23 protein-coding genes and 1 tRNA gene are annotated in these 25,084 nt (G+C 67.6%); 7 read left to right on the top strand and 17 right to left on the bottom strand.

The annotated features are described in order from the left end of the window. A partial coding sequence (locus ACODT0_RS40810; RefSeq protein WP_489043899.1) for a biotin/lipoyl-containing protein occupies positions 1-702 on the bottom strand: 702 nt, incomplete at its 3' end. A gap of 49 nt (positions 703-751) precedes the next feature. After that, positions 752-3,478, bottom strand: a complete 2,727-nt coding sequence (aceE, locus tag ACODT0_RS40815) for a pyruvate dehydrogenase (acetyl-transferring), homodimeric type (RefSeq protein WP_057593669.1) — start codon at positions 3,476-3,478, stop codon at positions 752-754. A gap of 215 nt (positions 3,479-3,693) precedes the next feature. Here aceE and ACODT0_RS40820 point away from each other — a divergent pair, with 215 nt between their 5' ends. The 5 genes from ACODT0_RS40820 to ACODT0_RS40840 all read left to right on the top strand — a co-directional run bounded on the left by ACODT0_RS40820 (position 3,694) and on the right by ACODT0_RS40840 (position 10,539). Beyond that, the gene (locus tag ACODT0_RS40820) at positions 3,694-6,234 is read left to right on the top strand and encodes a PAS domain-containing sensor histidine kinase (RefSeq protein WP_057593668.1); all 2,541 of its coding nucleotides are present in this window, start codon (positions 3,694-3,696) and stop codon (positions 6,232-6,234) included. Continuing rightward, complete coding sequence (locus tag ACODT0_RS40825) at positions 6,231-6,863, top strand: response regulator transcription factor (protein WP_057593667.1); 633 nt, start codon at positions 6,231-6,233, stop codon at positions 6,861-6,863. The genes ACODT0_RS40820 and ACODT0_RS40825 overlap by 4 nt, the downstream gene beginning before the upstream one ends. 80 nt (positions 6,864-6,943) lie before the next feature. After that, positions 6,944-7,795, top strand: a complete 852-nt coding sequence (gene folD, locus ACODT0_RS40830; protein ID WP_209540740.1) for a bifunctional methylenetetrahydrofolate dehydrogenase/methenyltetrahydrofolate cyclohydrolase FolD — start codon at positions 6,944-6,946, stop codon at positions 7,793-7,795. Positions 7,796-7,800: 5 nt separating this feature from the next. Further along, positions 7,801-9,858, top strand: a complete 2,058-nt coding sequence (locus ACODT0_RS40835) for a M3 family metallopeptidase (RefSeq protein ID WP_057593674.1) — start codon at positions 7,801-7,803, stop codon at positions 9,856-9,858. Between the two features lie 30 nt (positions 9,859-9,888). Beyond that, positions 9,889-10,539: a glutaredoxin family protein gene (locus tag ACODT0_RS40840; protein ID WP_489043900.1), complete on the top strand. Its 651-nt coding sequence runs from the start codon at positions 9,889-9,891 to the stop codon at positions 10,537-10,539. On the opposite strand, the gene rpiA is transcribed toward ACODT0_RS40840, so the two are convergent. Next, positions 10,540-11,256, bottom strand: a complete 717-nt coding sequence (gene rpiA / locus ACODT0_RS40845; RefSeq protein ID WP_489043901.1) for a ribose-5-phosphate isomerase RpiA — start codon at positions 11,254-11,256, stop codon at positions 10,540-10,542. It abuts the gene before it with no gap. A gap of 43 nt (positions 11,257-11,299) precedes the next feature. On the opposite strand from rpiA, the gene ACODT0_RS40850 reads away from it, so the two are divergent. Further along, the gene (locus ACODT0_RS40850; RefSeq protein WP_057593663.1) at positions 11,300-12,388 is read left to right on the top strand and encodes a quinone-dependent dihydroorotate dehydrogenase; all 1,089 of its coding nucleotides are present in this window, start codon (positions 11,300-11,302) and stop codon (positions 12,386-12,388) included. Positions 12,389-12,433: 45 nt separating this feature from the next. On the opposite strand, the gene ACODT0_RS40855 is transcribed toward ACODT0_RS40850, so the two are convergent. From ACODT0_RS40855 to uvrB, 14 genes are all read right to left on the bottom strand, one after another. Then, positions 12,434-13,147 carry a phage holin family protein gene (locus ACODT0_RS40855; RefSeq protein ID WP_489043902.1) on the bottom strand — a complete coding sequence of 238 codons (714 nt, stop codon included), beginning with the start codon at positions 13,145-13,147 and terminating at the stop codon, positions 12,434-12,436. A 27-nt stretch (positions 13,148-13,174) separates the two neighbouring features. Further along, entirely contained in the window at positions 13,175-13,471 is a 297-nt protein-coding gene (locus ACODT0_RS40860) for a glycine zipper domain-containing protein (RefSeq protein ID WP_057593661.1), read from the bottom strand. Between the two features lie 148 nt (positions 13,472-13,619). Further along, entirely contained in the window at positions 13,620-14,726 is a 1,107-nt protein-coding gene (locus tag ACODT0_RS40865; RefSeq protein ID WP_489043903.1) for an NAD(P)/FAD-dependent oxidoreductase, read from the bottom strand. A gap of 36 nt (positions 14,727-14,762) precedes the next feature. Further along, positions 14,763-14,891, bottom strand: a complete 129-nt coding sequence (locus tag ACODT0_RS40870) for a stereocilin (RefSeq protein ID WP_093343433.1) — start codon at positions 14,889-14,891, stop codon at positions 14,763-14,765. A 162-nt stretch (positions 14,892-15,053) separates the two neighbouring features. Beyond that, positions 15,054-15,128 (bottom strand) — tRNA-Val (locus ACODT0_RS40875). 85 nt (positions 15,129-15,213) lie between these two features. Further along, positions 15,214-15,921, bottom strand: coding sequence for a DNA polymerase III subunit epsilon (dnaQ, locus tag ACODT0_RS40880; RefSeq protein WP_489043904.1), 708 nt, complete (start codon positions 15,919-15,921; stop codon positions 15,214-15,216). Then, a complete protein-coding gene (gene fdx / locus ACODT0_RS40885; RefSeq protein WP_057593657.1) occupies positions 15,921-16,259 on the bottom strand; it encodes an ISC system 2Fe-2S type ferredoxin in 339 nt (112 codons plus the stop codon). Before fdx ends, dnaQ begins: the two co-directional genes overlap by 1 nt. Positions 16,260-16,297: 38 nt before the next feature. Continuing rightward, positions 16,298-18,157, bottom strand: a complete 1,860-nt coding sequence (gene hscA / locus ACODT0_RS40890) for a Fe-S protein assembly chaperone HscA (RefSeq protein WP_489043905.1) — start codon at positions 18,155-18,157, stop codon at positions 16,298-16,300. Between the two features lie 6 nt (positions 18,158-18,163). Then, the gene (gene hscB, locus ACODT0_RS40895) at positions 18,164-18,682 is read right to left on the bottom strand and encodes a Fe-S protein assembly co-chaperone HscB (protein ID WP_057593655.1); all 519 of its coding nucleotides are present in this window, start codon (positions 18,680-18,682) and stop codon (positions 18,164-18,166) included. 63 nt (positions 18,683-18,745) lie between these two features. Further along, positions 18,746-19,069, bottom strand: a complete 324-nt coding sequence (gene iscA / locus ACODT0_RS40900) for an iron-sulfur cluster assembly protein IscA (RefSeq protein ID WP_057593654.1) — start codon at positions 19,067-19,069, stop codon at positions 18,746-18,748. Between the two features lies 1 nt (position 19,070). After that, a complete protein-coding gene (gene iscU, locus ACODT0_RS40905; RefSeq protein WP_057593653.1) occupies positions 19,071-19,484 on the bottom strand; it encodes a Fe-S cluster assembly scaffold IscU in 414 nt (137 codons plus the stop codon). Positions 19,485-19,525: 41 nt separating this feature from the next. Next, positions 19,526-20,746 carry an IscS subfamily cysteine desulfurase gene (locus tag ACODT0_RS40910; protein WP_057593652.1) on the bottom strand — a complete coding sequence of 407 codons (1,221 nt, stop codon included), beginning with the start codon at positions 20,744-20,746 and terminating at the stop codon, positions 19,526-19,528. A 108-nt stretch (positions 20,747-20,854) separates the two neighbouring features. Further along, positions 20,855-21,391: a Fe-S cluster assembly transcriptional regulator IscR gene (gene iscR / locus ACODT0_RS40915; protein WP_056580055.1), complete on the bottom strand. Its 537-nt coding sequence runs from the start codon at positions 21,389-21,391 to the stop codon at positions 20,855-20,857. Between the two features lie 239 nt (positions 21,392-21,630). Next, positions 21,631-23,751 carry an excinuclease ABC subunit UvrB gene (gene uvrB, locus ACODT0_RS40920; protein WP_057593651.1) on the bottom strand — a complete coding sequence of 707 codons (2,121 nt, stop codon included), beginning with the start codon at positions 23,749-23,751 and terminating at the stop codon, positions 21,631-21,633. Between the two features lie 105 nt (positions 23,752-23,856). Between uvrB and ACODT0_RS40925 the strand changes: the two genes are divergently transcribed. Then, a complete protein-coding gene (locus ACODT0_RS40925; protein ID WP_057593650.1) occupies positions 23,857-25,053 on the top strand; it encodes an amino acid aminotransferase in 1,197 nt (398 codons plus the stop codon). Positions 25,054-25,084 lie beyond the last annotated feature (31 nt).

Consider the following 25,084-nt stretch of genomic DNA (forward strand, 5'->3'; position numbering starts at 1 on the left):
AGCCGGAGCCGGTGCGGGCGCGGAGGCCGAAGCCGTGGCGGGCGCAGCGGCCGCCGCGGCCGCGGGAGCCGGCGCCGGTGCGGGCGCGGCGCCTGCAGCGGGGGCGGCGCCTTCGATCACCGCGATCAGGTCGCCGATGTTGACGACGTCGCCGACCTTGACCTTGAGTTCCTTGAGCGTGCCGGCGGCCGACGACGGGATCTCCATCGAGGCCTTGTCCGATTCGACCGTGATCAGCGACTGCTCGACCTTGATGGTGTCGCCGGGCTTGACCAGCACCTCGATGACCGCGACGTCCTTGAAGTCGCCGATGTCGGGCACCTTCACGTCGACCGGGCCGGCGGCGGCGGCGGTCGGTGCAGCCGCCGCAGCGGGTGCGGGTGCCGCAGCGGCCGGTGCCGGCGCGCTGGCCGCGGGTGCCGGAGCACTGGCCGCGGGCGCTGGCGCGGCGGCCTGGCCGGCCCCCTCGGCCTCGAGCACCAGCACCACCGAACCTTCCTTCACCTTGCTGCCGACCTCGACCTTGAGTTCCTTGACCACGCCGGCGGACGACGACGGAATCTCCATCGAGGCCTTGTCCGACTCCACGGTGATGAGCGACTGCTCGGGCTTGACCGTGTCGCCCACTTTCACCAGCACCTCGATCACAGCGACTTCATCGAAATCGCCGATGTCGGGTACCTTGACTTCCACTGCTGCCATATCGTTTGTCTCCCGCCGGAAGGCGCGTCTTGGTTGTGGGGAATCGTGATTACGCGTAGAGCGGGTTCACCTTGTCGGCATTGATGCCGTACTTCTTGATCGCCTCGGCCACCTTGGCGGCCGGCAGCACGCCGTCCTCGGCCAGGGCCTTGAGCGCGGCCACCACGATGTAGTGGCGGTTGACCTCGAAGTGCTCGCGCAGCTTGTTGCGGAAATCGCTGCGGCCGAAGCCGTCGGTGCCCAGCACCTTGTAGTTGCGGCCCTTGGGGACGAAGGGACGGATCTGCTCGGCGTAGGCCTTCATGTAGTCGGTCGAGGCGACCACCGGGCCGGTGCTGCCGCCGAGCTGCTGCGCCACGAAGGGCACGCGCGCTTCCTCGGTCGGGTGCAGCAGGTTCCAGCGGTCGGCGTCCTGGCCGTCGCGGGTCAGCTCGTTGAAGCTCGGGCAGCTCCAGACACCGGCGCTCACGCCCCAGTCTTTCTCGAGCAGTTCCTGCGCCGCGAAGCTCTCGCGCAGGATGGTGCCGGAGCCCAGCAGCTGCACGGTGGGGGCTTCCTTACCCTTGGCCGCCTTGACCGTCGGCGCCTGCTTGCACAGGTACATGCCCTTGATGATCTGTTCCTCGGTGCCGGGCTGCAGGCCGGGCATCGGGTAGTTCTCGTTGAGCAGCGTGAGGTAGTAGTAGACGTTGTCCTGCTTCTCGACCATGCGCTTGAGGCCATGGTGCAGGATCACGCCGACTTCGTGCGCGAAGGTCGGGTCGTAGCTCACGCAGTTCGGGATGGTGTTGGCCAGGATGTGGCTGTGGCCGTCCTCGTGCTGCAGGCCTTCGCCGTTCAGCGTGGTGCGTCCCGAGGTGCCGCCGAGCAGGAAGCCGCGCGCCTGCATGTCGCCGGCCGCCCAGGCCAGGTCGCCGATGCGCTGGAAGCCGAACATCGAGTAGTACACGTAGAACGGCACCATGATGCGGTTGTTCGTGCTGTACGACGTGGCCGCCGCGATCCAGCTCGACATGCCGCCGGCCTCGTTGATGCCCTCTTGCAGGATCTGGCCGGCCTTGTCTTCCTTGTAGTACATGACCTGGTCCTTGTCGACCGGGGTGTACTGCTGACCGTGCGGGTTGTAGATGCCGACCTGGCGGAACAGGCCTTCCATGCCGAAGGTGCGCGCCTCGTCGACCAGGATCGGCACCACGCGCGGGCCCAGGGCCTGGTCGCGCAGCAGCTGCGTGAGAAAGCGCACGTAGGCCTGCGTGGTCGAGATCTCGCGGCCCTCGGCCGTGGGCTCGAGCACAGCCTTGAAGGTCTCGAGCGCGGGCACGGTGAAGCTCTCCTCGGCCTTGACGCGGCGATGCGGCAGGTAGCCGCCCAGGGCCTTGCGGCGCTCGTGCAGGTACTTCATTTCCGGCGTGTCGTCGGCCGGCTTGTAGAACGGCAGCTCGGCGATCTGGCTGTCGGGGATCGGGATGTTGAAGCGGTCGCGGAAGGCGCGGATGTCGTCGTCGTTGAGCTTCTTGGTCTGGTGGACCGTGTTCTTGCCCTCGCCGATCTTGCCCATGCCGAAGCCCTTGACGGTCTTGACGAGCAGCACGGTGGGCTGGCCCTGGTGGTTCTGGGCCGCGTGGAAGGCCGCGTAGACCTTCTGCGAATCGTGGCCGCCGCGCTGCAGGTTCCAGACCTCGTCGTCGCTCATGTGCTCGACCATCTTCAAGGTGCGCGGGTCGCGGCCGAAGAAGTTCTTGCGCACGTAGGCACCGTCGTTGGCCTTGAACGACTGGTAGTCGCCGTCGTTGCACTCCATCATGATCTTGCGCAGCGCGCCGTCATGGTCCTTCTCGAGCAGCGCGTCCCAGCCCTTGCCCCAGATCAGCTTGACCACGTTCCAGTTGGCGCCGCGGAACTCGCCCTCGAGCTCCTGGATGATCTTGCCGTTGCCGCGCACCGGGCCGTCGAGGCGCTGCAGGTTGCAGTTGATGACGAAGATCAGGTTGTCGAGGTTCTCGCGCGCCGCCAGGCCGATCGCGCCCAGCGACTCGACCTCGTCCATCTCGCCGTCGCCGCAGAAGACCCAGACCTTGCGGTTCTCGGTGTTGGCGATGCCGCGGGCATGCAGGTACTTGAGGAAGCGCGCCTGGTAGATCGCCATCAGCGGGCCCAGGCCCATCGACACCGTGGGGAACTGCCAGAACTCGGGCATCAGCTTGGGATGCGGGTAGCTCGACAGGCCCTTGCCGTCGACTTCCTGGCGGAAGTTGAGCAGCTGCTCCTCGGTCAGGCGGCCTTCGAGGTAGGCGCGGGCGTAGATGCCGGGCGAGACGTGGCCCTGGATGTAGAGCAGGTCGCCGCCGTGGTTCTCGCTCTCGGCGTGCCAGAAGTGGTTGAAGCCGGCGCCGAACATGCTGGCCAGCGAAGCGAAGGAGCCGATGTGGCCGCCGAGGTCGCCGCCTTCGGGCGGGTGGTGGCGGTTGGCCTTGACCACCATCGCCATCGCGTTCCAGCGCATATAGGCACGCAGGCGCTGTTCGATCTCGAGGTTGCCGGGGCTGCGGGCTTCCTGCGACGGCTCGATGGTGTTGACGTAGCCCGTGTTGGCCGAGAACGGCATGTCGACCGTGTTCTGGCGGGCATGTTCGAGGAGTTGCTCGAGCAGGAAATGCGCACGCTCGGGGCCCTCGCTCTGGATCACGGCGGACAAGGCGTCCATCCACTCGCGCGTTTCCTGGGAATCCGCGTCGTTCGCGGCCGGGCCGAATTGCTTCTCGGGATTTGCCGACATGCTTGTCTCTCCTTTTGGGGCTGTGGGCGTAATTTAGGCGCTCTGCGTGTGAGCGCGCGGAGTGTCGCACAGAAATACTGCGATTTCAAATAGTGCGTATAGATTTCTTAATGTGACATTTTCACGAATCCGGAGCGGCCGCAGACCGCGCCGGGATCAGTGCCACCGTCGATAACCCGCGCCTAGGAAACTCCGTCACCTAATAAACTCTCGCGATGCCTTTTTCCTCCCCGCTGGCCGTGGCCCGCAGTGCCGTCAACGCCTCGCCGCTGTCGTGGTGGCGCCGCTGGTGGCGCCGCCAGACCCCGGTGCTGCAGGACGCCGTCGCGATGCTGGCCCCGATGGCCGCCGTGCTGCTGTTCCTCGCGGCGATCGTCACCGCCTTCTGGTACCTGCGCACCGAGGAGGTCGAGCGCGAGCAGGAGTCGGTGCGCCGCGACGTCGAGTACGCCCAGCAGCGCATGCGGCTGCGGCTGCTGGAGCGCCAGGAGCAGTTGATGCGCATCGCGCGCGATGCCTCCAACCGCGAGATCGACCCGATCGAGTTCACCAGCCGCGCCGAATCGCTGGTGAGCCAGTTCCCCGAGCTGCAGACCATCACCTGGATCGACGACCGCCGCCGCTTCAAGGCCGGCTATGCCGCGCCCAGCGTGCATCCGGCGCAGCAGCACCTGATCGGCGACGTGCTGCGCCCCGGCGACATCGAGAGCAACTACGCGCTGGCGCGCGAGCTGCGCCAGCCGGTGTTCTCCCAGCCCGCGGCTGGCGGTGATCCGCCGGCCATGCTGCAGCTGCACATCCCGCTGTTCGACCAGGGCCTGTTCGCGGGCGTGGTGCTCGGCGAGTTCTCGGTCGACGGCCTGCTGCGCTACGGCATGCCTTCCGAGGTGCAGGCGCGCTACGCGGTGTCGCTGCTCGACGCCAAGGGCAAGGTGATCGCGGGCAACACCGCCAACCTGCGCGAGACCGGCGCGCGCCTGCTGCCCTGGAGCGAGCGCACCAACGAATACGAGGTACCGGTCTCGCCCGTGGGCAATGCGCTGGTGCTGCGCGCCCAGGCCTACCGCACCTCGCAGGGCGTGGTCGGCAACGGGCTGTTCTGGCTGGTCTGCGCGCTCAGCGTGCTCACCAGCTGGATGCTGATCGGCACCTGGCGCCACACGCGCCGCAGGCTGCAGGCGCAGCAGCGGCTGGTGGCCGAGACCAACTTCCGCCGCGCGATGGAGAACTCGATGCTGACCGGCATGCGGGTGCTCGACCTGCAGGGCCGCATCACCTACGTCAACGCCGCCTTCTGCGCGATGACCGGCTGGGCCGAGGAGGAGCTGGTCGGCCAGACGCCGCCCTTCCCCTACTGGCTCGAGTCCGATCGCGAGATCATGAACGAGCGGCTCGAGGAGGAGCTGCACGGCCGCGCCTTGCCGGGCGGCTTCCAGGTGCGCGTGAAGCGCAAGAACGGCAGCGTGTTCGACGCGCGGCTGTACGTGTCGCCGCTGATCGACGCGCGCGGCCACCAGACCGGCTGGATGACCTCGATGACCGACATCACCGAGCCCACGCGCATCCGCGAGCAGCTGTCGGCCTCGTACGAGCGCTTCACCACCGTGCTCGAGGCGCTCGACGCCGCGGTGTCGGTGGCGCCGATCGGCAGCGAGGAGCTGCTGTTCGCCAACAAGCTCTACCGCCTGTGGTTCGGCTCCGACACCGTCGGCCACCTGGGCATGGTGGCGCAGGCCGGCGTGCCGGCCTCGAACGCGCACGACGAAGGCCTGGACGACGTCGACCCCTACGCCGGCCTGCCGATCGACACGCTGACCGCCGCGCAGGCGGCCAACAACGAGATCTTCGTGCCCGAGCTCGGCAAGTGGCTCGAGGTGCGCTCGCGCTATCTGACCTGGGTCGATGGGCGCCTGGCGCAGCTGGTGATCGCCACCGACATCACGCCGCGCCGCGATGCCGAGGAACAGGCGGCCGCGCAGGCCGACCGCGCGCAATCGGCGAGCCGGCTGATCACCATGGGCGAGATGGCCTCGAGCGTGGCGCACGAGCTCAACCAGCCGCTGACCGCGATCAGCAACTACTGCAACGGGATGATGTCGCGCATCAAGAGCCAGTCGATCGACAACGATGCGCTGCTGGCCGCGCTCGAGAAGACCTCGAAGCAGGCCCAGCGCGCGGGCCAGATCATCCAGCGCATCCGCTCCTTCGTGAAGCGCAGCGAACCCAACCGCACGCCGGCCGACGTGGCGACCATGGTCAGCGAGGCGGTCGAGCTGGCCGGCATCGAGCTGCGCCGGCGCAACGTGCGGCTCAATCACTACGTGGCGGCGCGGCTGCCGATGGTGCGCGTCGATCCGATCCTGATCGAGCAGGTGATGGTCAACCTGCTGAAGAACGCGGCCGAATCGATCGACCTCGCCGAGCGCCCGCTGGCGCGGCGCAGCGTCGAGCTGCGCGTGCTGCCGAAGGTGATTGAGGGCCACAACGCGATCGAGTTCTCGGTGCAGGACACCGGCAAGGGCCTCGCGCCGGAGGTCATGGACCGGCTCTACGAGGCCTTCTTCTCGACCAAGCCCGAGGGCATGGGCATCGGCCTGAACCTGTGCCGCACCATCGTCGAGTCGCACCGCGGCCGGATGCAGGCGGAGAACATCTACAATGGCCCGGATGTGATCGGATGCCGTTTTTCCTTCTGGATTCCGGTGTTGGACGCTATCAGTTCCCTAGCAAGTGACGAGGTAAAGGTACCTGCATGAGTTTGATTCCGAAAAAGGGCACTGTGTATGTCGTCGATGACGACGAAGCCGTACGCGATTCGCTCCAGTGGCTGCTCGAAGGCAAGGACTACCGGGTCCGCTGCTTCGATTCCGCCGAGTCCTTCCTCTCCCGCTACGACCCCCGCGAGGTGGCCTGCCTGATCGTCGACATCCGCATGGGTGGCATGACGGGCCTGGAGTTGCAGGACCGGTTGATCGAGCGCCGCTCGCCGCTGCCGATCGTGGTGATCACCGGCCACGGCGACGTGCCGATGGCCGTCGACAGCATGAAGAAGGGCGCGATGGATTTCATCCAGAAGCCCTTCAACGACGAGGAACTCGTCGCGCTGGTCGAGCGCATGCTCGAACACGCGCGCGGCGCCTTCACGCAGCACCAGCAGTCGGCCAGCCGCGACGCGCTGCTGTCCAAGCTCACGGGCCGCGAGGCGCAGGTGCTCGAGCGCATCGTCGCCGGCCGCCTCAACAAGCAGATCGCCGACGACCTCGGCATCAGCATCAAGACCGTCGAGGCGCATCGCGCCAACATCATGGAGAAGCTCAACGCCAACACCGTGGCCGATCTGCTGAAGATCGCGCTCGGGCAGGCGGCGCCCGCTGCCAAGGCCTAGACGCCGGCTATCTGTTCGATAGCGATGCATGACCCCCACGCCTGCGCAAGCGGGCGTTTTTACTTGGAAAATCGAAACCGATGACCGCCCAACTGATCGACGGCAACGCCCTCGCCAAAACCATCCGCGCCGAAGTCGCCGGCCGCACCGCGGCGCTCAAGGCCCGCGGCGTGAACCCGGCCCTTTCCATCATCCTCGTGGGCGAGGACCCGGCCAGCCAGGTCTATACCAAGCACAAGGTCAACGACAGCACGCAGACCGGTCTCTCGGCCACGCTCGAGACCTACCCGGCCGACCTGAGCGAGGCCGACCTGCTCGCGCGCATCCGCGTGCTCAACGACGACCCGGCGGTTCACGGCATCCTGGTGCAGCTGCCGCTGCCCAAGCACATGGACAGCCAGAAGGTCATCGAGACCATCTCGCCCGCGAAGGACGTCGACGGCTTCCACGTCGCCAGCGCCGGCGCACTGATGACCGGCGCGCCGGGCTTCTGGCCCTGCACGCCCTTCGGCTGCATGAAGATGCTCGAATCCATCGGCTACGACCTGCGCGGCAAGCATGCGGTGGTGATCGGCCGCAGCAACATCGTCGGCAAGCCGATGGCCATGATGCTGCTGGCCAAGAGCGCCACCGTGACCATCTGCCACAGCGCCACGCAGGACCTGGGCGCCATCACGCGCCAGGCCGACGTGATCGTTGCGGCCGTGGGCAAGCTGAACCTCCTCACGGCCGACATGGTCAAGCCCGGCGCGGTGGTCATCGACGTCGGCATGAACCGCAAGGCCGACGGCAAGCTCGCGGGCGACGTCGACTTCGACGGCGTGAAGGAAGTCGCCGGCTGGATCACCCCGGTGCCCGGCGGCGTCGGCCCGATGACGCGCGCCATGCTGCTCGCCAACACCCTTGAAGCGGCCGAACGCGCCGCCAAGTGAACACCATGGCCACCTCGAACAACCCCCTCCTCGACTTCACCGACCTCCCGCTGTTCGACCGTATCCGGCCCGAACACGTCGCCCCCGCGGTCGACGTGCTGCTCGCCGATGCCGAGACCGCGCTGCAGACGGTGACGGCCCCCGACTTCCCCGCCAGCTGGAGCGCGATCTCCAAGGTGCTCGACGTGGCCTCGGAACGCTTCAGCCGTGCCTGGAGCGCGGTCGGCCATCTCAACGCCGTGGCCGACACGCCCGAGCTGCGCGCCGCCTACAACGAGGCGATGCCGCGCGTCACCGCGTTCTGGACCCGCCTCGGCTCCGACGAGCGCCTGTACGCGAAGTACAAGGCGATCGACGTCGCCACGCTCGATGCCGAGCAGCGCCAGGCGCATCGCAACGCGGTGCGCAACTTCGTGCTCGGCGGCGCCGAACTGCAGGGCGAGGCCAAGCAGCGCTTCGCCGAGATCCAGGAACGCCAGGCCGAGCTGAGCCAGAAGTTCAGCGAGAACGCGCTCGACGCGACCGATGCCTTCGCCTACTACGCACAGTTCGGCGAACTCGAGGGCGTGCCGGAAGACGTGGTCAATGCCGCGCGCGCCGCGGCCGAAGCCGAGGCCAAGGACGGCTACAAGCTCACGCTCAAGATGCCCTGCTACCTGCCAGTGATGCAGTTCGCCAGGAGCAGCGCGCTGCGCGAGACACTCTACCGTGCCTACGTCACGCGTGCCAGCGAACTCGGCGACCCGGCCTTCGACAACACGGCGCTGATCGGCGAGATCCTCGCGCTGCGCGAGGAAGAGGCGAAGCTGCTGGGCTACCGCAACTTCGGCGAGCTCTCGGTGGTGCCGAAGATGGCCGAGTCGCCCGAGCAGGTGGTGAAGTTCCTGCGCGACCTCGCGGCCAAGGCCCGCCCCTACGGCGAGCGCGACCTCGCCGACCTGCGCGCCTTCGCGTCCACGCAACTGGGCCTGGCCGATCCGCAGCCCTGGGACTGGAGCTACGTCGGCGAGAAGCTCAAGGAAGCGCGCTACGCCTTCAGCGAACAGGAGGTCAAGCAGTACTTCCCGGCGCCCAAGGTGATGGCGGGCCTGTTCAAGATCGTCGAGACGCTGTTCGAGGTCTCGATCCGCCGCGACAGCGCGCCGACCTGGCATCCGAGCGTCGAGTTCTATCGCATCGAGCGTGCCGGCCAGAAGGTCGGCCAGTTCTACCTCGACCCCTCCGCGCGCGCCGCCAAGCGCGGCGGCGCCTGGATGGACGACGTGCGCGCGCGCTGGCTGCGGCCCGACGACGGCCGGCTGCAGACCCCGGTCGCGCAACTGGTCTGCAATTTCGCCGAGGGCGTGGGCGGCAAGCCGCCGCTGCTCACGCACGACGACGTGACCACCCTGTTCCACGAGTTCGGCCACGGACTGCACCACATGCTCACGCAGGTGAACGAGCGCGACGTCTCGGGCATCAGCGGCGTCGAATGGGACGCGGTCGAGCTGCCGAGCCAGTTCATGGAGAACTTCTGCTGGGAATGGGATGTGCTGAGCCACATGACGGCCCACGTCGACACCGGCGCGCCGCTGCCGCGCGCGCTGTTCGACAAGATGACCGCGGCCAAGAACTTCCAGAGCGGCCTGCAGACGCTGCGCCAGATCGAGTTCTCGCTGTTCGACATGCTGCTGCACACCGAGTACCACGCCGCGGCCGCGAAGCCCGGCGACGTGCTCGCGCTGCTGGCCCAGGTGCGCGCCGAGGTGGCCGTGATGCCCTCGCCGCCCTTCAGCCGCACGCCGAACACCTTCAGCCACATCTTCTCGGGCGGCTATGCGGCCGGCTACTACAGCTACAAGTGGGCCGAGGTGCTGAGCGCCGATGCCTACGCGGCCTTCGAGGAAACCGTGGGCGCCAACGGCGAACCGAGCATCGAGACCGGCCGCAAGTACCGCCAGGCCATCCTCGAGGCCGGCGGCAGCCGCAGCGCGATGGAGTCGTTCAAGGCCTTCCGCGGCCGCGAACCCCAGCTTGATGCGCTGCTGCGACACCAGGGCATGGCCGAGCCGCAGCCGGCTTGATGCGGCGCTGAAGCTTGAGATACTCGGGCCATGCGCTCGATTTACAAATTCTCACCAAGTCGCCTGACCGGTTTCGTCCTCCTGCTCGCCGCCGCGGGCGCGGTGGCGCAACCGGTCTACCGGCAGGTCGACAAGAACGGCCGGGTCACCTTCTCGGACCGCGCGCCCACCGCCAGCACCGAACCCGCCGCCAATGCGCAGCCGGCGCCCGCCACGGGCGCCAACGCGGGCCTGCCCTACGAGCTGCGCCAGATCGCGCAGCGCTATCCGGTGACGCTCTACAGCGGCGACGAATGCGCGCCCTGCGCGATGGCGCGCACGCTGCTCACGACGCGCGGCATCCCGTTCCAGGAACGCACGGTGAACAGCAACCAGGAGGTGGAAGCGCTGCAGAAGCTCAGCGGCCAGACCTCGCTGCCGCTGCTGACCATCGGCACGCAGCAACTGCCCGGCTTTTCCGACACGCAGTGGGCGCAATACCTCGACGCGGCCGGCTATCCCAGGAGCAACGGCCTGCCCAGCGGCTATCGCAATCCGCCGGCGCAGCCGATGGTCGCCCAGCTCACGCGCGCGCCGGCGCCCGCACCCGCCGCCCCGCGCGCGGCGCCCGAGGAGCAGCCGCTGCCCGCGGCACCGCCGAGCGGGCCGACACCGGAGAACCCCGCCGGCATCAAGTTCTGATCAGGCGAAGTCCAGCGTGCGCACGCCCTCGGGCGTGCCGAGCAGGCACACATGCGCCTTCTGGTGCGCGAACACGCCGACGGTGACCACGCCGGGCCACTGGCTCACCTCGGATTCGAAGGCCAGCGGATCGGCGATCTTCAGGCCCGTCACGTCGACGATGTGCTGGCCGTTGTCGGTCACCAGCGGCAGGCCGTCCTTCTCTCGCACCTGGGCCTGGCCGCCCAGCGCCGCGAACTGCCGCATCACGCGGCGCGCCGCCATCGGGATCACCTCGACCGGCAGCGGAAAGGCACCGAGCGTGTCGACCAGCTTCGAGGCATCGGCGATGCAGACGAAGCGGCGCGACTGGGCCGCGATGATCTTCTCGCGCGTGAGCGCGGCACCGCCGCCCTTCACCATGAAACCCCGCGGGTCGATCTCGTCGGCGCCGTCGATGTAGACGCCCAGCTCCTCGACCTCGTTGCTGTCGAACACCGGGATGCCCAGCGCCCGCAGGCGCTCGGTGGAGGCGATCGAGCTCGAGACGGCGCCACGGATCTGGTCCTTGATCGTGGCCAGCGCGTCGATGAACTTGTTGACCGTCGAGCCGGTGCCCACACCCACGATCTCGCCCTTCACCACGTAGGCCAGGGCGGCGCGGCCCACCTGGGCCTTGAGTTCGTCCTGGGAGATGGGGGCGGCTGCGGCGGAAGAAGAAGGAAGGGGTGCGGTCATCGCGGAGAATCCTGGGCTCATTGAAGCCCCGAATTATCCGACGATGTCCCTGCTGCCCTCCTCGCTCTACGGCCTGGCCCGCCCCTTCCTGTTCGGTTTCGACCCGGAGCACGCCCATGAACTGACGCTCGACGGGCTCGCGCGCACGCAGAACACGCCGCTGGCCTGCGCCTACTCGGCGCCGCGCGTCGACGATCCCGTCACCCTGGCCGGCCTGCGGTTCCCGAACCGCGTCGGCCTCGCCGCCGGCCTCGACAAGAACGCACGCTGCATCGACGCCTTCGCCACCATGGGCTTCGGCTTCGTCGAGGTCGGCACCGTCACGCCCAAGGGCCAGCCCGGCAATCCGCGCCCGCGCATCTTCCGCCTGCCCGAACGCCAGGCGCTGATCAACCGGCTCGGCTTCAACAACGACGGACTCGACGCCTTCCTGGCCAACGTGCAGAAGGCACGCTTTCGCCGCAACGCGGCTCGCGCGAAGGCGCCGATGCTGCTGGGCCTGAACATCGGCAAGAACGCCGCCACGCCGATCGAGCGCGCGATGGACGACTACATCGCCTGCCTCGACGGCGTGTACCCGCATGCCGACTACGTGACGATCAACATCTCGAGCCCCAACACCGCCAACCTGCGCAGCCTGCAGAGCGACGAGGCGCTCGACGCGCTGCTCGGCGCCGTGGCCGAGCGGCGCGAGACGCTGGCGCGCCAGCCCATCGGCGGCGCACCGCGCCGCGTGCCGCTGTTCGTGAAGATCGCGCCCGACCTCGACGAGGCGCAGGTGGCGGTGATCGCCGCCACGCTGCGCCGCCACGGCATGGATGGCGTGATCGCCACCAACACCACGCTGGCGCGCGACGCGGTCGAGGGGCTGCCGCATGCGAAGGAAGCCGGCGGCCTGTCGGGTGCGCCGGTGCGCGAATCGAGCAACCGCGTGATCGCCCAGTTGCGCGCCGCACTGGGCAAGGACTTCCCGATCGTCGGCGTGGGCGGCATCCTCGGCGCGGCCGATGCCAGGGCCAAGATCGCGGCGGGCGCGGACGTAGTGCAGATCTACACCGGCCTGATCTACCGCGGCCCGGCGCTGGTCCATGAAACGGCACAGGCGCTGCAGCGGGACCGCGGCAGCGCCTGAGTTTTCAATCGGAAGGCGGGTGGGTGCGACCCGCCGGCCGTTTCGTCAGCGCATGCGCCAGAGGATCGGCGCAACGAAGGTCGCCCAGCGCAGCAGGCGCTTCGGGCGCACCACCACCAGCGCCGCAGCCACGGCGACACCCGTGGCCACCGGATGCTCGCGCGCGATGCGCAGCGCCGTGGCGGTCGGGGTTTCGTCGGGCGGCGGGGGAGCCGACCGCTCCTCGCCCTGCGCGGCGGCGGTACCGCCACCCTGCAAGGTCGCGATGCGCAGGCGCTGGCGCTCGATGCGCTCGATCAGTTCCTCGCGCGTGGACGGACGGCGTGGCGCCGGCTCGTCCTCTTCGCCGGGCTCGTCGCCCAGTCCGAAGCGCTCCTGTACCCAGGTCCAGTCGCGCGCCAGTTCCTCGCGGGTCGGCGTGAAGCTGTTCGAGGCACCGCGCAGCTGGGTCCACAGGCCCCAGGCGGCCGCGAGCCACAGCACGATCCAGAGCGCGGCCACCGACCAGGCGGCGGTGGTGCGCTGCGGCGTGTCCCAGAAATGGACCACGACGGCCACGGACAGCAGCGCGACGGCGATCGTCGTCAGGCCCAGCAGCACGATCGCGAGGACCAGCACCAGCTTGAGCCGCTGCTTCTCCTCCTCCCAGGCCATGCGCAGCAGCTGCACCCGGTCCTCGGCGGCCATCGCGCCCTCGGCCGCGGCAATGCGCAGCCGGCGCAGGCGCCGGTCCAGTCCGAGAAGAGAGAGCAACCTCATCGGCGGCCCTCCGCTGTCATGGTTCGATCAGCGGCGACCAAGCAGCAGGCCCACCAGCACACCGACGGCCAGCGCGCCAGCGGCGATCTGCCAGGGTTCGTCGTGGGCATAGGCATTGGTGGCCGAGGCGGCTTCGCGGGCCTTCTTGGCGGCGAGGCGGCTCTTCTCGGCGGCGAGTTCGCGGGCGATCGCGAGCTTGGTGTCGATGCGCTGGCGCAGCGCCTTGATGTGGGGAACCGAATCCAGGTCCTTGCTGGCGAGCACGCCACGCACGTCGCTCGCGATGTCCTCGGCTGCCGCCTCGAGATTCTTGGATGCACTCATTGGAAACCTTCCTCCGTGATGACACCGGCACCGCGCCGGCGGCTTCACGCCTACAAATGGCGTGCTGTCATGTTACAGGCTACATCGCCCGCACAGGACTGCATCCACAAAGAGTTCTGCAAGAGATCGTTCGCGATCGGCGCGGAATTCAGTCCTCGGCCGCGAGCAGGTCCGCCACGTGTCGGCCGATCGCGAGGCTGCTCGTGAGCCCCGGCGACTCGATGCCGAACAGGTTGACGAGGCCTCGCACGCCATGCGCGCGCGGTCCGTCGATGCGGAAGTCGGCCGCGGGATCGCCGGGTCCCGAGATCTTCGGTCGCATGCCCGCGTAGCCCGGGATCAGCGCGCCATCGGGCAGCGCGGGCCAGTACTTGCGCACCTCGGCATAGAAGGCGTCGCCGCGCGCCGGGTCCACCACCAGGTCGTCGGGCGAGCTCACCCATTGCACATCGGGTCCGAACTTGGCCTGCCCGCCGAGGTCGATCGTCAGGTGCACGCCGAGGCCGCCGGGCTCGGGCACCGGATAGACCAGCCGGCCGAAGGGCGCGCGGCCCGAAAGGGTGAAGTAGTTGCCCTTCGCGAAATGAGCGGTGGGAACGGTCTCGGTGGCGAGTCCTCCGAAGTGGCGCGCCAGATCGGGTGCCCCCAGGCCGGCCGCGTTGACCACGCTGCGGCAGCGCAACCGCGTGCCGTCTTGCGCCGTCAAGACGATGCCGCCCTCCTCCAGGTCAGCCCGCGTCACGGCCGACTTCAACGCCAGCATGCCGCCCGCATTCTCGAGATCGCCGAGCAGGCTCAGCATCAGCGCATGGCTGTCGACGATGCCCGTGCTCGGCGAGACCAGCGCGGCCATGCAGCGCAGTTGCGGTTCCAGCGCGATGGCCTGCGCCGCCGAAATCTGTTCGAGGTCGTCGACACCATTGGCCGCGGCCTTGAGACGGATCGCCTCGAGCTCCGCCACCTGTTCGGCCGAGGTCGCGACGATCAGCTTGCCGCAGCGCCGGTGCGGCACGCCGCGCGCTTCGGCGTAGGCATACAGCAGTTGCTTGCCCTCGACGCAGAGCGTCGCCTTCAGCGAGCCTTGCGGGTAGTAGATCCCCGCATGAATGACTTCGCTGTTGCGCGAACTCGTGCCGGTGCCGATGGCGCCTTCGGCCTCGAGCACCATCACTTCACGGCCCGCGAGCGCGAGTGCGCGCGCCACGGCCAAACCCACCACACCACCGCCGATGACGGCGCAATCGAGATCGTCCATGCGGCGAGCTTAGCGCGGCCGCCGCGCGTGGGAAGATCAGGTCGCGGTCGGCGGCGGCTCGGGATCGGTGGGCTCGTCGGGCGCCTTGTTCGGCCCCTCGTCGGGCTCCACGGGCAGGCCCGGCGTGGGCGTGATCGGCGTCGGAAGATCGGGTGCGGTCGCCATGATCTGTTCTCCTGGGTTGCGGTCGTGCCATCGGTTCTAGGCGCGAAGGCTTGCGAAACCAGCAGCACGCGACGGCACTTGGCGTCGGTGCGCACCGACAGGCCAACGGCAATGCCGTCGGGGCCGATGCGCCGACGGAAAAGAGAAATGGAACCTGGAAATTGGTGGGCGGTGGAGGTTTCGAACCTCCGACCCCAGCAGTGTGAATGCTGTGCTCTACCCCTGAGCTAACCGCCCCTGACGCCTCTGCCCGATCTCTTCGATGGGCTTCAGCGCCTGGATGAATCGCGTTCTGCGAAGCCTTAGATTATGCCACAGCTTTTCAAGCGTTTTGGCGAAAGAGTGTGCGACCGTTGCTCGATTTGTCGAGTTGGGACAACACGGCGTCGTGCTCGGCGAGTTCATGCTCGGTCGCCACCAGCACCGGCAGCTCGATTCGGCTGAGGTCGATGGCGATCACCGTGGTGCCCACTTCGGGCTCGGTGGTGGCCACGTCGATCAGCAGCGCGTCCTGGCCGCGCGTGAGGTTGATGTAGACGTCGGCCAGCAGCTGGGCGTCGAGCTTGGCGCCGTGGAAGGTCCGGTTCGAACGGTCGACGCCGAAGCGGTCGCACAGCGCGTCGAGCGAGTTGCGCTTGCCCGGATACACCTGCTTGGCCATGGCCAGCGTGTCGGTCACCTCGCTCACGAAGGTCTTGAGCGGCGGCAGGCCGACACGCTCGAACTCCTTGTTGAGGAAGCCCACGTCGAAGGCCGCGTTGTGGATGATCAGCTCGGCGCCGCGCAGGTACTCGACGATGTCGTTGGCCAGCGTGGCGAACTTCGGCTTGTCGCGCAGGAAGTCGGTCGTCAGGCCGTGCACCTTGAGCGCATCCTCGTGGCTCTCGCGCTCGGGGTTGAAGTAGATGTGCAGGTCGTTGCCGGTGAGCTTGCGGTTGAACAGCTCCACGCAGCCCAACTCGATGACGCGGTCGCCGTTCTCGGCCGACAGCCCGGTGGTTTCCGTATCGAGAACGATCAGACGACTCATCAGTGGTTTTCCTTCGCGTGGTTGATCGAGTACTTCGGAATCTCGATCGTCACATTCTCCTGCGCCAGGATCGCCTGGCAACTCAGGCGCGATTGCGGCTCCAGGCCCCAGGCGCGGTCGAGCAGGTCTTCCTCACCCTCCTCCGCCTCGTTGAGCGAGCCGCCGCCCGCGCGCACGATCACGTGGCAGGTGGTGCAGGCGCAACTCATCTCGCAGGCGTGCTCGATGTTGATGTCGTTGTCGAGCAGGGCCTCGCAGATCGAGGTGCCCGCGGGCGCGGTGATCTCGGCGCCTTGCGGGCAGTATTCGGGATGCGGATAGATCTTGATCGTGGGCATGCAGCGCCTGCGTTGTCGTTCTTTGCGGTGTTCTTGTCTTAGAGGGATTCGACCTTGCGCCCCGAGAGCGCGCGGGCGATGCCGGCATTCATGCGCTGCGCGGCGAAGGGCTCGGTGATCTCGGCCAGCGCCTTGGTGGCGGCCTCTATCGCGGCCGCGTCGTTGCCCTGGGCACTCAGGCGCAGCGCGCTCATCGATGCATCGATGGCCGTGCGCTCCTGTGCGCCGAGCAGGTCGCCGTCGGCATCGAGCGCGCTCTTCGTCGCGAGCAGCATGCGCTCGGCATCGACGCGGGCCTCGACCAGCGCGCGCGCCTGCATGTCCTGCTGTGCCGTCGAGAAACTCTCCTGCAGCATGGTCGCGATCTGGTCGTCCGACAGCCCATAGGAAGGCTTGACGGTGACGCTGGCTTCCACGCCGCTGGCCTGTTCCTTGGCGCTCACGCTCAGCAGGCCGTCGGCATCGACCGTGAAGGTCACGCGGATGCGCGCGGCGCCCGCGGCCATCGGCGGGATGCCGCGCAAGGTGAAGCGCGCGAGGCTGCGGCAATCGGCCACCAGGTCGCGCTCGCCCTGCACCACGTGCAGCGCCAGCGCGGTCTGGCCGTCCTGGTAGGTGGTGAAGTCCTGCGCCATCGCGGTCGGGATGGTCTGGTTGCGCGGCACGATGCGCTCGACCAGCCCGCCCATGGTCTCGAGGCCCAGCGACAGCGGAATCACGTCGAGCAGCAGCAGTTCGCCCGCGCCGTTGTTGCCGGCCAGCTGGTTCGCCTGGATCGCGGCGCCGAGCGCGACGACCTCGTCGGGATTGAGATTGACCAGCGGCTCGCGGCCGAAGAATTGGGCAACCGCCTCGCGAACCTGCGGCATGCGCGTCGACCCGCCCACCAGCACGATGCCCTGCAGGTCGTCGGCCTTGAGCCTGGCATCGCGCAGCGCCTTGCGCACGGCGGCCAGGGTGCGGTCGGTAAGCGCCTTGGTGGCCGCGTCGAACTGCGCGCGCTGGAGCGCGAAGCGAAGCGGCTGGCCGCCCACGTCGGCGGCGAAGGTCACGGTGTCGGCATCGGTCAACGCTTCCTTGGCGGCACGCGCCGCCACGAGCACGGCGGCCTTGTCGGTCTCGCTCGCGGTCTGGACACCGCTTTGCGCCAGCACGAAATCGGCCAGCGCATGGTCGTAGTCGTCGCCGCCGAGCGCCGAGTCACCGCCGGTCGCGATGACCTCGAACACGCCCTGCGTGAGCCGCAGGATGGAAATGTCGAAGGTGCCGCCGCCGAGGTCGTAGACCGCATAGACGCCCTCGCTCGCATTGTCGAGGCCGTAGGCGATGGCGGCCGCGGTGGGCTCGCTGATCAGCCGCAGCACGTTGAGGCCGGCCAGCTGCGCCGCGTCCTTCGTGGCCTGGCGCTGGCCCTCGTCGAAATAGGCGGGCACGGTGATGACCGCGCCGTAGAGTTCGTCGTCGAAGGTGTCCTCGGCGCGGTAGCGCAGCGTCGCGAGGATCTCGGCGCTGATCTCGACCGGCGACTTGTCGCCCGCCGCGGTGTGCACCTGCACCATGCCGCCGTCGCCACCGCCGATGGCATAGGACATCGCTTCGCGGTGGGTCACGTCGGCCAGCCCGCGGCCCATGAGCCGCTTGACCGAGGTGATGGTGTTCGAGGGGTCCTGCGCGCGCGCGGCGACCGCGTCGAAACCGATCTGGCGGCGCTCCTTGTCGAGGTAGCGCACCACCGAGGGCAGCAGCACGCGGCCCTGGTCGTCGGGCAGGCATTCGGCCACGCCGTTGCGCACCGAGGCCACCAGCGAATGCGTGGTGCCGAGGTCGATGCCGACGGCGATGCGGCGCTGGTGCGGATCGGGGGCCTGGCCGGGTTCGGAAATCTGAAGAAGAGCCATAGGGCTTTATTGTCCCAACTGATCCGATTTGGCTTCGACGTCGTGGCCGAAGCGCTCAATGAACATGAGGGCTCTCACCTGCTGCGCGGCGGCGGGGTAGTCGCCCTTCTCGTCGATCAGCCAGTCGAGCGACGAGAGCGCGCGGGCGCGGCCCGCGTCGACCTCGGCCTGCAGGCGCTCGAGCGCGGCGATGTCCTCGACCTCGTCGAGCGCCTCGCGCCATTCCATCTGCTGCATCAGGAAGTCGGGCGGCATCGCCGTGTTGTTCTCGGCATTGACCGGGGCACCGTGCAGCTCGCAGAGGTAGCTCGCGCGCCGCACCGGGTCCTTGAGCCGCTGGTAGGCCTCGTTGATGCGCACCGACCATTGCATGGCCACGCGCTGCGCGGCCGCGCCCTGCGCCGCAAAGCGATCGGGATGGGCTTCGCGCTGCAGTTCCTTCCAGCGCGCGTCCAGCGCCGCGCGGTCCTGCGCGAAAGTCGCGGGGACGGCGAACAGCTCGAAGTCGGTGTCGTTCAGGTTCATGGCAAGAAAAAACCGCCAGCACATGACATGGTGGCGGCTGTTGTCGCGGTCAGCGACTGCGCATCAGATGCGGAAGCTTTCCCCGCAACCGCAGCGGTCGCGCTCGTTCGGGTTGTTGAACTTGAAGCCTTCGTTGAGGCCCTCGCGCACGAAGTCCAGCTGCGTGCCGTCGATGTAGGCCAGGCTCTTCGGATCCACCAGCACCTTCACGCCGTGGTCCTCGAACACCACGTCCTCGGGCGTCAGTTCGTCCACGTACTCGAGCTTGTAGGCCAGGCCCGAGCAACCGGTGGTCTTCACGCCCAGCCGCACGCCCACGCCCTTGCCTCGCTTGCCGAGGTAGCGATTCACATGGCGCGCGGCGGCTTCTGTCAGCGTGACGGCCATCTCAGTGCGCTGCCGCGGCTTCGGCGCTCTTCGCGCCGTGCTTGGCCTTGTAGTCGCTCACGGCCGCCTTGATCGCGTCCTCGGCGAGGATCGAGCAGTGGATCTTCACCGGCGGCAGCGCCAGTTCCTCGGCGATCTGCGCGTTCTTGAGCGCGGCGGCTTCGTCGAGCGTCTTGCCCTTGACCCATTCGGTCACGAGCGACGACGAAGCGATCGCCGAGCCGCAACCATAGGTCTTGAAGCGCGCGTCTTCGATCACGCCGGTTTCGGGGTTGACCTTGATCTGCAGCTTCATCACGTCGCCGCAGGCCGGCGCGCCGACCATGCCGGTGCCGACCGAGTCGTCGCCCTTTTCGAAGGAGCCGACGTTGCGCGGGTTTTCGTAGTGGTCGATGACCTTGGAAGAATATGCCATGGTGTACCTCTCAAACTTTGTTCAATCGTGGAGCTTCGGGCTCAGTGCGCCGACCACTGGATCGTGCTGATGTCGACGCCGTCCTGGAACATTTCCCACAGGGGGCTCAATTCGCGCAGCTTGGCCACGTTGTGCTTGATGGTCGAGATGGCGTAGTCGATCTCTTCCTCGGTCGTGAAACGGCCGATGGTCATGCGCAGGCTGCTGTGGGCCAGTTCGTCGCTGCGGCCCAGGGCGCGCAACACGTAGCTGGGCTCGAGGCTGGCCGAGGTGCAGGCCGAACCCGACGACACCGCCAGGCCCTTGATGCCCATGATCAGCGACTCGCCCTCGACGTAGTTGAAGCTCATGTTCAGGTTGTGCGGCACGCGGTGCTCGAGGTCGCCGTTGATGAAGACCTGTTCCACGTCCTTCAGGCCGTCGAGCAGGCGCTTCTGCAGCCGCGCGGCCTTGGCGATGTCTTCCTTCATCTCGGCCTTGGCGATGCGGAAGGCCTCGCCCATGCCCACGATCTGGTGCGTGGGCAGCGTGCCCGAACGCATGCCGCGCTCGTGGCCGCCACCGTGCATCTGGGCCTCGAGCCGCACGCGCGGCTTGCGGCGCACGTACAGCGCGCCGATGCCCTTGGGACCGTAGGTCTTGTGCGACGCCAGGCTCATCAGGTCGATCGGCAGCTTCGCGATGTCGATCTCGACCTTGCCGGTGGCCTGCGCGGCGTCGACGTGGAAGATCACGCCCTTCTCGCGGCAGATGTTGCCCAGCGCCACCACGTCCTGCACCACGCCGATCTCGTTGTTCACGAACATCACGCTCGCGAGGATGGTGTCGGGGCGGATCGCGGCCTTGAACTTCTCGAGGTCGAGCAGACCGTCTTCCTGCACGTCGAGGTAGGTGACCTCGAAACCCTGGCGCTCGAGTTCGCGCATGGTGTCGAGCACGGCCTTGTGCTCGGTCTTCACCGTGATCAGGTGCTTGCCCTTGCCCTTGTAGAACTGTGCCGCGCCCTTGAGCGCGAGGTTGTTCGACTCGGTGGCGCCCGAGGTCCAGACGATCTCGCGCGGGTCGGCGCCGATCAGCTCGGCCACGTAGCCGCGCGCCTTCTCGACCGCCTCTTCCGCTTCCCAGCCCCAGGCGTGGCTGCGCGACGCCGGGTTGCCGAAGTGCTCGCGCAACCAGGGAATCATGGCGTCGACCACGCGCGGGTCGACCGGCGTGGTCGCGCCGTAATCGAGATAGATCGGGAAATGAGGAGTTACGTCCATGGCTGGCTCGTGCTGGCGTGGGGGTTGTTCTTGGTCGCTGTTCGTTCGCTGGCGGCGCCCGCCGGGCGCCGCGTCTGACTCGTCTCGAAGCGTCTGCGTCGCGGGTCCTCAGGACTTGGCGAAGACGTTGCCCAGGGCAAACACCGAATTCGGCGCGTTGACGCGGATCGGCTTGACCACCGGCTGCGCGGAGATGGCGCGCTTGACGACCGGCTTGTTCTCGATCTGCACGCCCTTGGCGATCTGGTCGTCGACCAGCTTCTGCAGGGTGACCGAATCGAGGAACTCGACCATGCGCTGGTTCAGCGAGGCCCAGAGTTCGTGGGTCATGCAGCGGCCTTGTTCGCCGAGGCAGTTTTCCTTGCCGCCGCACTGGGTGGCGTCGATCGGCTCGTCGACCGACACGATGATGTCGGCCACGGTGATGTCGGCGGCCTTGCGGCCCAGGCTGTAGCCACCGCCCGGACCCCGGGTGGATTCGACGAGTTCGTGACGGCGCAGCTTGCCGAAGAGTTGCTCGAGGTACGACAGCGAAATCTGCTGCCGCTGGCTGATCGCGGCCAGCGTGACCGGACCGGTGTTCTGACGCAGAGCCAGATCGATCATGGCTGTGACCGCAAAACGGCCTTTGGTAGTGAGACGCATCGCAAGCTCCTTTTTAGCGCTTACCGTTGAAATGACACCGTTGCCCGGGAGCCACGGTGATCTCGTCTCCGCCCTGCCCGACTCTTGACACTGGTGAGCCAGTGGTTGTGAGTCGGTCCTTCATCGCGAAGTTTCTTTTTTGTTGAGTGTTTCGCTCAAGTATATCAGAAGGCCCCGGACTTTGCTCGGGTAAACCCGATTCCGGGCGATCGGGGGCGCCGCTACCGAAAACCTTCGGCCTACTTGGCCGGCGCTATCGCGATGTTGTCGCCGCCCGCGGCCCCGAAGGCCTGCTCGCGCAGCAGCGCCAGCTGGTCGCGCACCCGCGCCGCCTTCTCGAACTCGAGGTTGCGCGCGTGCTCGAGCATCTGCTTCTCGAGCCGCTTGATCTCGCGTGCGATGTCCTTCTCGCTCATGTCCTCGACCTTGGCGCGCTCGAGGTCCAGCTTGGCCATCTCCTTGCCGGTCTTCTCGCTGTAGACGCCGTCGATCAGGTCGCGCACCTGCTTCACGATGCTGCGCGGCGTGATGCCGTGGGCCTCGTTGTGGGCGATCTGGCGCGCGCGCCGGCGTTCGGTCTCGCCGATGGCGCGCTTCATCGAATCGGTCATCCGGTCGGCGTACAGGATGGCCTTGCCGTTCAGGTTGCGCGCCGCCCGGCCGATGGTCTGGATCAGCGAACGCTCGGCGCGCAGGAAGCCTTCCTTGTCGGCATCGAGGATCGCCACCAGCGAGACCTCGGGAATGTCCAGTCCCTCGCGCAGCAGGTTGATGCCCACCAGCACGTCGAAGGTGCCCAGGCGCAGGTCGCGCAGGATCTCCACCCGCTCGACCGTGTCGACGTCGCTGTGCAGGTAGCGCACCTTCACGCCGTTGTCGCCCAGGTAGTCGGTGAGCTGCTCGGCCATGCGCTTGGTCAGGGTGGTGATCAGCACGCGCTCGTTCTTCTCGACGCGCACGTGGATCTCCTGCAGCACGTCGTCGACCTGGTGCGTGGCTGGCCGCACCTCCACCTCGGGATCGATCAGGCCCGTGGGCCGCACCAGCTGCTCGACCACCTGCCCGGTGTGCTGCTTCTCGTAGTCGGCCGGCGTGGCCGACACGAAGATGCACTGGCGCATGCGCTTCTCGAATTCCTCGAGCTTCAGCGGCCGGTTGTCGAGCGCGCTCGGCAGCCGGAAGCCGTACTCCACCAGCGTGGTCTTGCGCGCCCGGTCGCCGTTGTACATGCCGCCGAGCTGGCCGATCATCTGGTGGCTCTCGTCGAGGAACATCAGCGCGTCCTTCGGCAGGTAGTCGGTCAGCGTGGGCGGCGGGTCGCCGGGCGCCGCGCCCGAGAGGTGGCGCGTGTAGTTCTCGATGCCCTTGCAGTGACCGATCTCGGCCAGCATCTCGAGGTCGAAGCGGGTGCGCTGCTCGAGGCGCTGGGCCTCCACCAGCTTGCCCGCGGCCACCAGTTCCTTCAACCGCCCGTCGAGCTCGATCTTGATGGTTTCCACCGCCGCCAGCACCTTGTCGCGCGGCGTCACGTAGTGGCTCGAGGGGTAGACCGTGAAGCGCGGCACCTTCTGGCGGATGCGCCCGGTCAGCGGGTCGAACAGCTGCAGCGACTCGATCTCGTCGTCGAACAGCTCGAAGCGGATCGCGAGTTCGCTGTGCTCGGCCGGAAACACGTCGATGGTGTCGCCGCGCACGCGGAAGGTGCCGCGCGCGAAGTCCTGCTCGTTGCGCGTGTACTGCATGCGGATCAGCTGGGCGATCAGGTCGCGCTGGCCGACCTTGTCGCCCACGCGCGCGATCAGCCGCATCTCCATGTAGTCCTCGGGCGTGCCGATGCCGTAGATCGCGCTCACGGTGGCCACGATCACGGTGTCGCGCCGCTCCAGCACGCTCTTGGTGGCCGACAGCCGCATCTGCTCGATGTGCTCGTTGATCGAGGAGTCCTTCTCGATGAACAGGTCGCGCTGCGGCACGTAGGCCTCGGGCTGGTAGTAGTCGTAGTAGCTGACGAAGTACTCGACGGCGTTCTTCGGGAAGAACTCGCGGAATTCGCTGTAGAGCTGTGCCGCCAGGGTCTTGTTGGGCGCGAACACGATGGCCGGGCGCCCGGTGCGGGCGATGACGTTGGCCATGGTGAAGGTCTTGCCCGAGCCGGTCACGCCCAGCAGGGTCTGGAACACCTCGCCGTCGCCCACGCCCTCGACCAGCTTCTCGATGGCGTTCGGCTGGTCGCCCGCCGGCGGATAGGGCTGATAGAGCTCGAAAGGCGAGCCCGGGAAGCTGATGAATTCGCCCTTGGGAGCGGGCCCCACGGGGTCGGCGTTGTTCGAGTCTGCTATGGCTTCGTTGGTCTCTGGCATGGCTGTACCCGTCAGGTGGCGTGGCGCCGGTAAAATTCAAGGCAACCGCAAAGCTTAAAGCCTCGAGCGGTTGCCAGCGAAGCTTTCATCCCAAAGGACCTTTCCATGTCTATGTTCACCGCGGTCGAGATGGCACCGCGCGATCCGATCCTCGGCCTCAACGAGCAATTTGCCGCCGACACCAACCCCAACAAGGTCAATCTCGGCGTCGGCGTCTACTACGACGACAACGGCAAGCTGCCCCTGCTGCAGTGCGTGCAGGCGGCCGAGCAGAACATGATGAAAGCGCCCACGGCGCGCGGTTATCTGCCCATCGACGGCATCGCCGCGTACGACAACGCCGTGAAGGTGCTGGTCTTCGGCGCCGACAGCGAGCCCGTGACCTCGGGCCGCGTGGCCACGATCCAGGCCATCGGCGGCACCGGCGGCCTCAAGGTCGGCGCCGACTTCCTCAAGAAGCTCAACCCCGCCGCCAAGGTGCTGATCAGCGACCCGAGCTGGGAAAACCACCGCGCGCTGTTCACCAACGCCGGTTTCGAGGTCGAAAGCTACCCCTACTACGACGCCGCCAAGCGCGGCATCGACTTCGACGGCATGCTGGCCGCGCTCAATGCCGCCCCGGCCGGCACCGTGGTCGTGCTGCACGCCTGCTGCCACAACCCCACCGGCTACGACATCACGCCCGCGCAGTGGGACCAGGTCGTCGCCGCCGTCAAGGCCAAGGGCCTGGTGCCCTTCCTCGACATGGCCTACCAGGGCTTCGGCTACGGCCTGCAGGAAGACGGCGCGGCCGTCGCCAAGTTCGTCGCGGCCGGCCTGACCTTCTTCGTCTCGACCTCGTTCTCCAAGAGCTTCAGCCTCTACGGCGAGCGCGTGGGCGCCCTCTCGGTGCTGTGCGAGAACAAGGAAGAAGCCGCGCGCGTGCTGTCGCAGCTGAAGATCGCCATCCGCACCAACTACAGCAACCCGCCCACGCACGGCGGCGCCGTGGTGGCCGCGGTGCTCGGCAACCCCGAGCTGCGCGCCCTGTGGGAGAAGGAACTGGGCGAGATGCGCGTGCGCATCAAGGCCATGCGCCAGAAGCTGGTCGACGGCCTCAAGGCCGCCGGCGTGAAGGAAGACATGAGCTTCATCACCACCCAGATCGGCATGTTCAGCTACTCGGGCCTGACCAAGGACCAGATGGTGCGCCTGCGCAACGAGTTCGGCGTCTACGGCACCGACACCGGCCGCATGTGCGTGGCCGCGCTCAACAGCAAGAACATCGACCACGTCTGCGCGTCGATCGCCAAGGTCGTCTGACGGTCCGCGTCGCGGGGGTGACTCGCTCGAG

This window comes from Variovorax sp. FG153, assembly GCF_057809595.1.

Coding starts and splice junctions, on each gene's coding strand:
- aceE (WP_057593669.1), bottom strand. CDS start 3,478: ATGTCGGCAAATCCCGAGAAGCAATTCGGCCCGGCCGCGAACGACGCG.
- ACODT0_RS40820 (WP_057593668.1), top strand. CDS start 3,694: ATGCCTTTTTCCTCCCCGCTGGCCGTGGCCCGCAGTGCCGTCAACGCC.
- ACODT0_RS40825 (WP_057593667.1), top strand. CDS start 6,231: ATGAGTTTGATTCCGAAAAAGGGCACTGTGTATGTCGTCGATGACGAC.
- folD (WP_209540740.1), top strand. CDS start 6,944: ATGACCGCCCAACTGATCGACGGCAACGCCCTCGCCAAAACCATCCGC.
- ACODT0_RS40835 (WP_057593674.1), top strand. CDS start 7,801: ATGGCCACCTCGAACAACCCCCTCCTCGACTTCACCGACCTCCCGCTG.
- ACODT0_RS40840 (WP_489043900.1), top strand. CDS start 9,889: ATGCGCTCGATTTACAAATTCTCACCAAGTCGCCTGACCGGTTTCGTC.
- rpiA (WP_489043901.1), bottom strand. CDS start 11,256: ATGACCGCACCCCTTCCTTCTTCTTCCGCCGCAGCCGCCCCCATCTCC.
- ACODT0_RS40850 (WP_057593663.1), top strand. CDS start 11,300: ATGTCCCTGCTGCCCTCCTCGCTCTACGGCCTGGCCCGCCCCTTCCTG.
- ACODT0_RS40855 (WP_489043902.1), bottom strand. CDS start 13,147: ATGAGGTTGCTCTCTCTTCTCGGACTGGACCGGCGCCTGCGCCGGCTG.
- ACODT0_RS40860 (WP_057593661.1), bottom strand. CDS start 13,471: ATGAGTGCATCCAAGAATCTCGAGGCGGCAGCCGAGGACATCGCGAGC.
- ACODT0_RS40865 (WP_489043903.1), bottom strand. CDS start 14,726: ATGGACGATCTCGATTGCGCCGTCATCGGCGGTGGTGTGGTGGGTTTG.
- ACODT0_RS40870 (WP_093343433.1), bottom strand. CDS start 14,891: ATGGCGACCGCACCCGATCTTCCGACGCCGATCACGCCCACGCCGGGC.
- dnaQ (WP_489043904.1), bottom strand. CDS start 15,921: ATGAGTCGTCTGATCGTTCTCGATACGGAAACCACCGGGCTGTCGGCC.
- fdx (WP_057593657.1), bottom strand. CDS start 16,259: ATGCCCACGATCAAGATCTATCCGCATCCCGAATACTGCCCGCAAGGC.
- hscA (WP_489043905.1), bottom strand. CDS start 18,157: ATGGCTCTTCTTCAGATTTCCGAACCCGGCCAGGCCCCCGATCCGCAC.
- hscB (WP_057593655.1), bottom strand. CDS start 18,682: ATGAACCTGAACGACACCGACTTCGAGCTGTTCGCCGTCCCCGCGACT.
- iscA (WP_057593654.1), bottom strand. CDS start 19,069: ATGGCCGTCACGCTGACAGAAGCCGCCGCGCGCCATGTGAATCGCTAC.
- iscU (WP_057593653.1), bottom strand. CDS start 19,484: ATGGCATATTCTTCCAAGGTCATCGACCACTACGAAAACCCGCGCAAC.
- ACODT0_RS40910 (WP_057593652.1), bottom strand. CDS start 20,746: ATGGACGTAACTCCTCATTTCCCGATCTATCTCGATTACGGCGCGACC.
- iscR (WP_056580055.1), bottom strand. CDS start 21,391: ATGCGTCTCACTACCAAAGGCCGTTTTGCGGTCACAGCCATGATCGAT.
- uvrB (WP_057593651.1), bottom strand. CDS start 23,751: ATGCCAGAGACCAACGAAGCCATAGCAGACTCGAACAACGCCGACCCC.
- ACODT0_RS40925 (WP_057593650.1), top strand. CDS start 23,857: ATGTCTATGTTCACCGCGGTCGAGATGGCACCGCGCGATCCGATCCTC.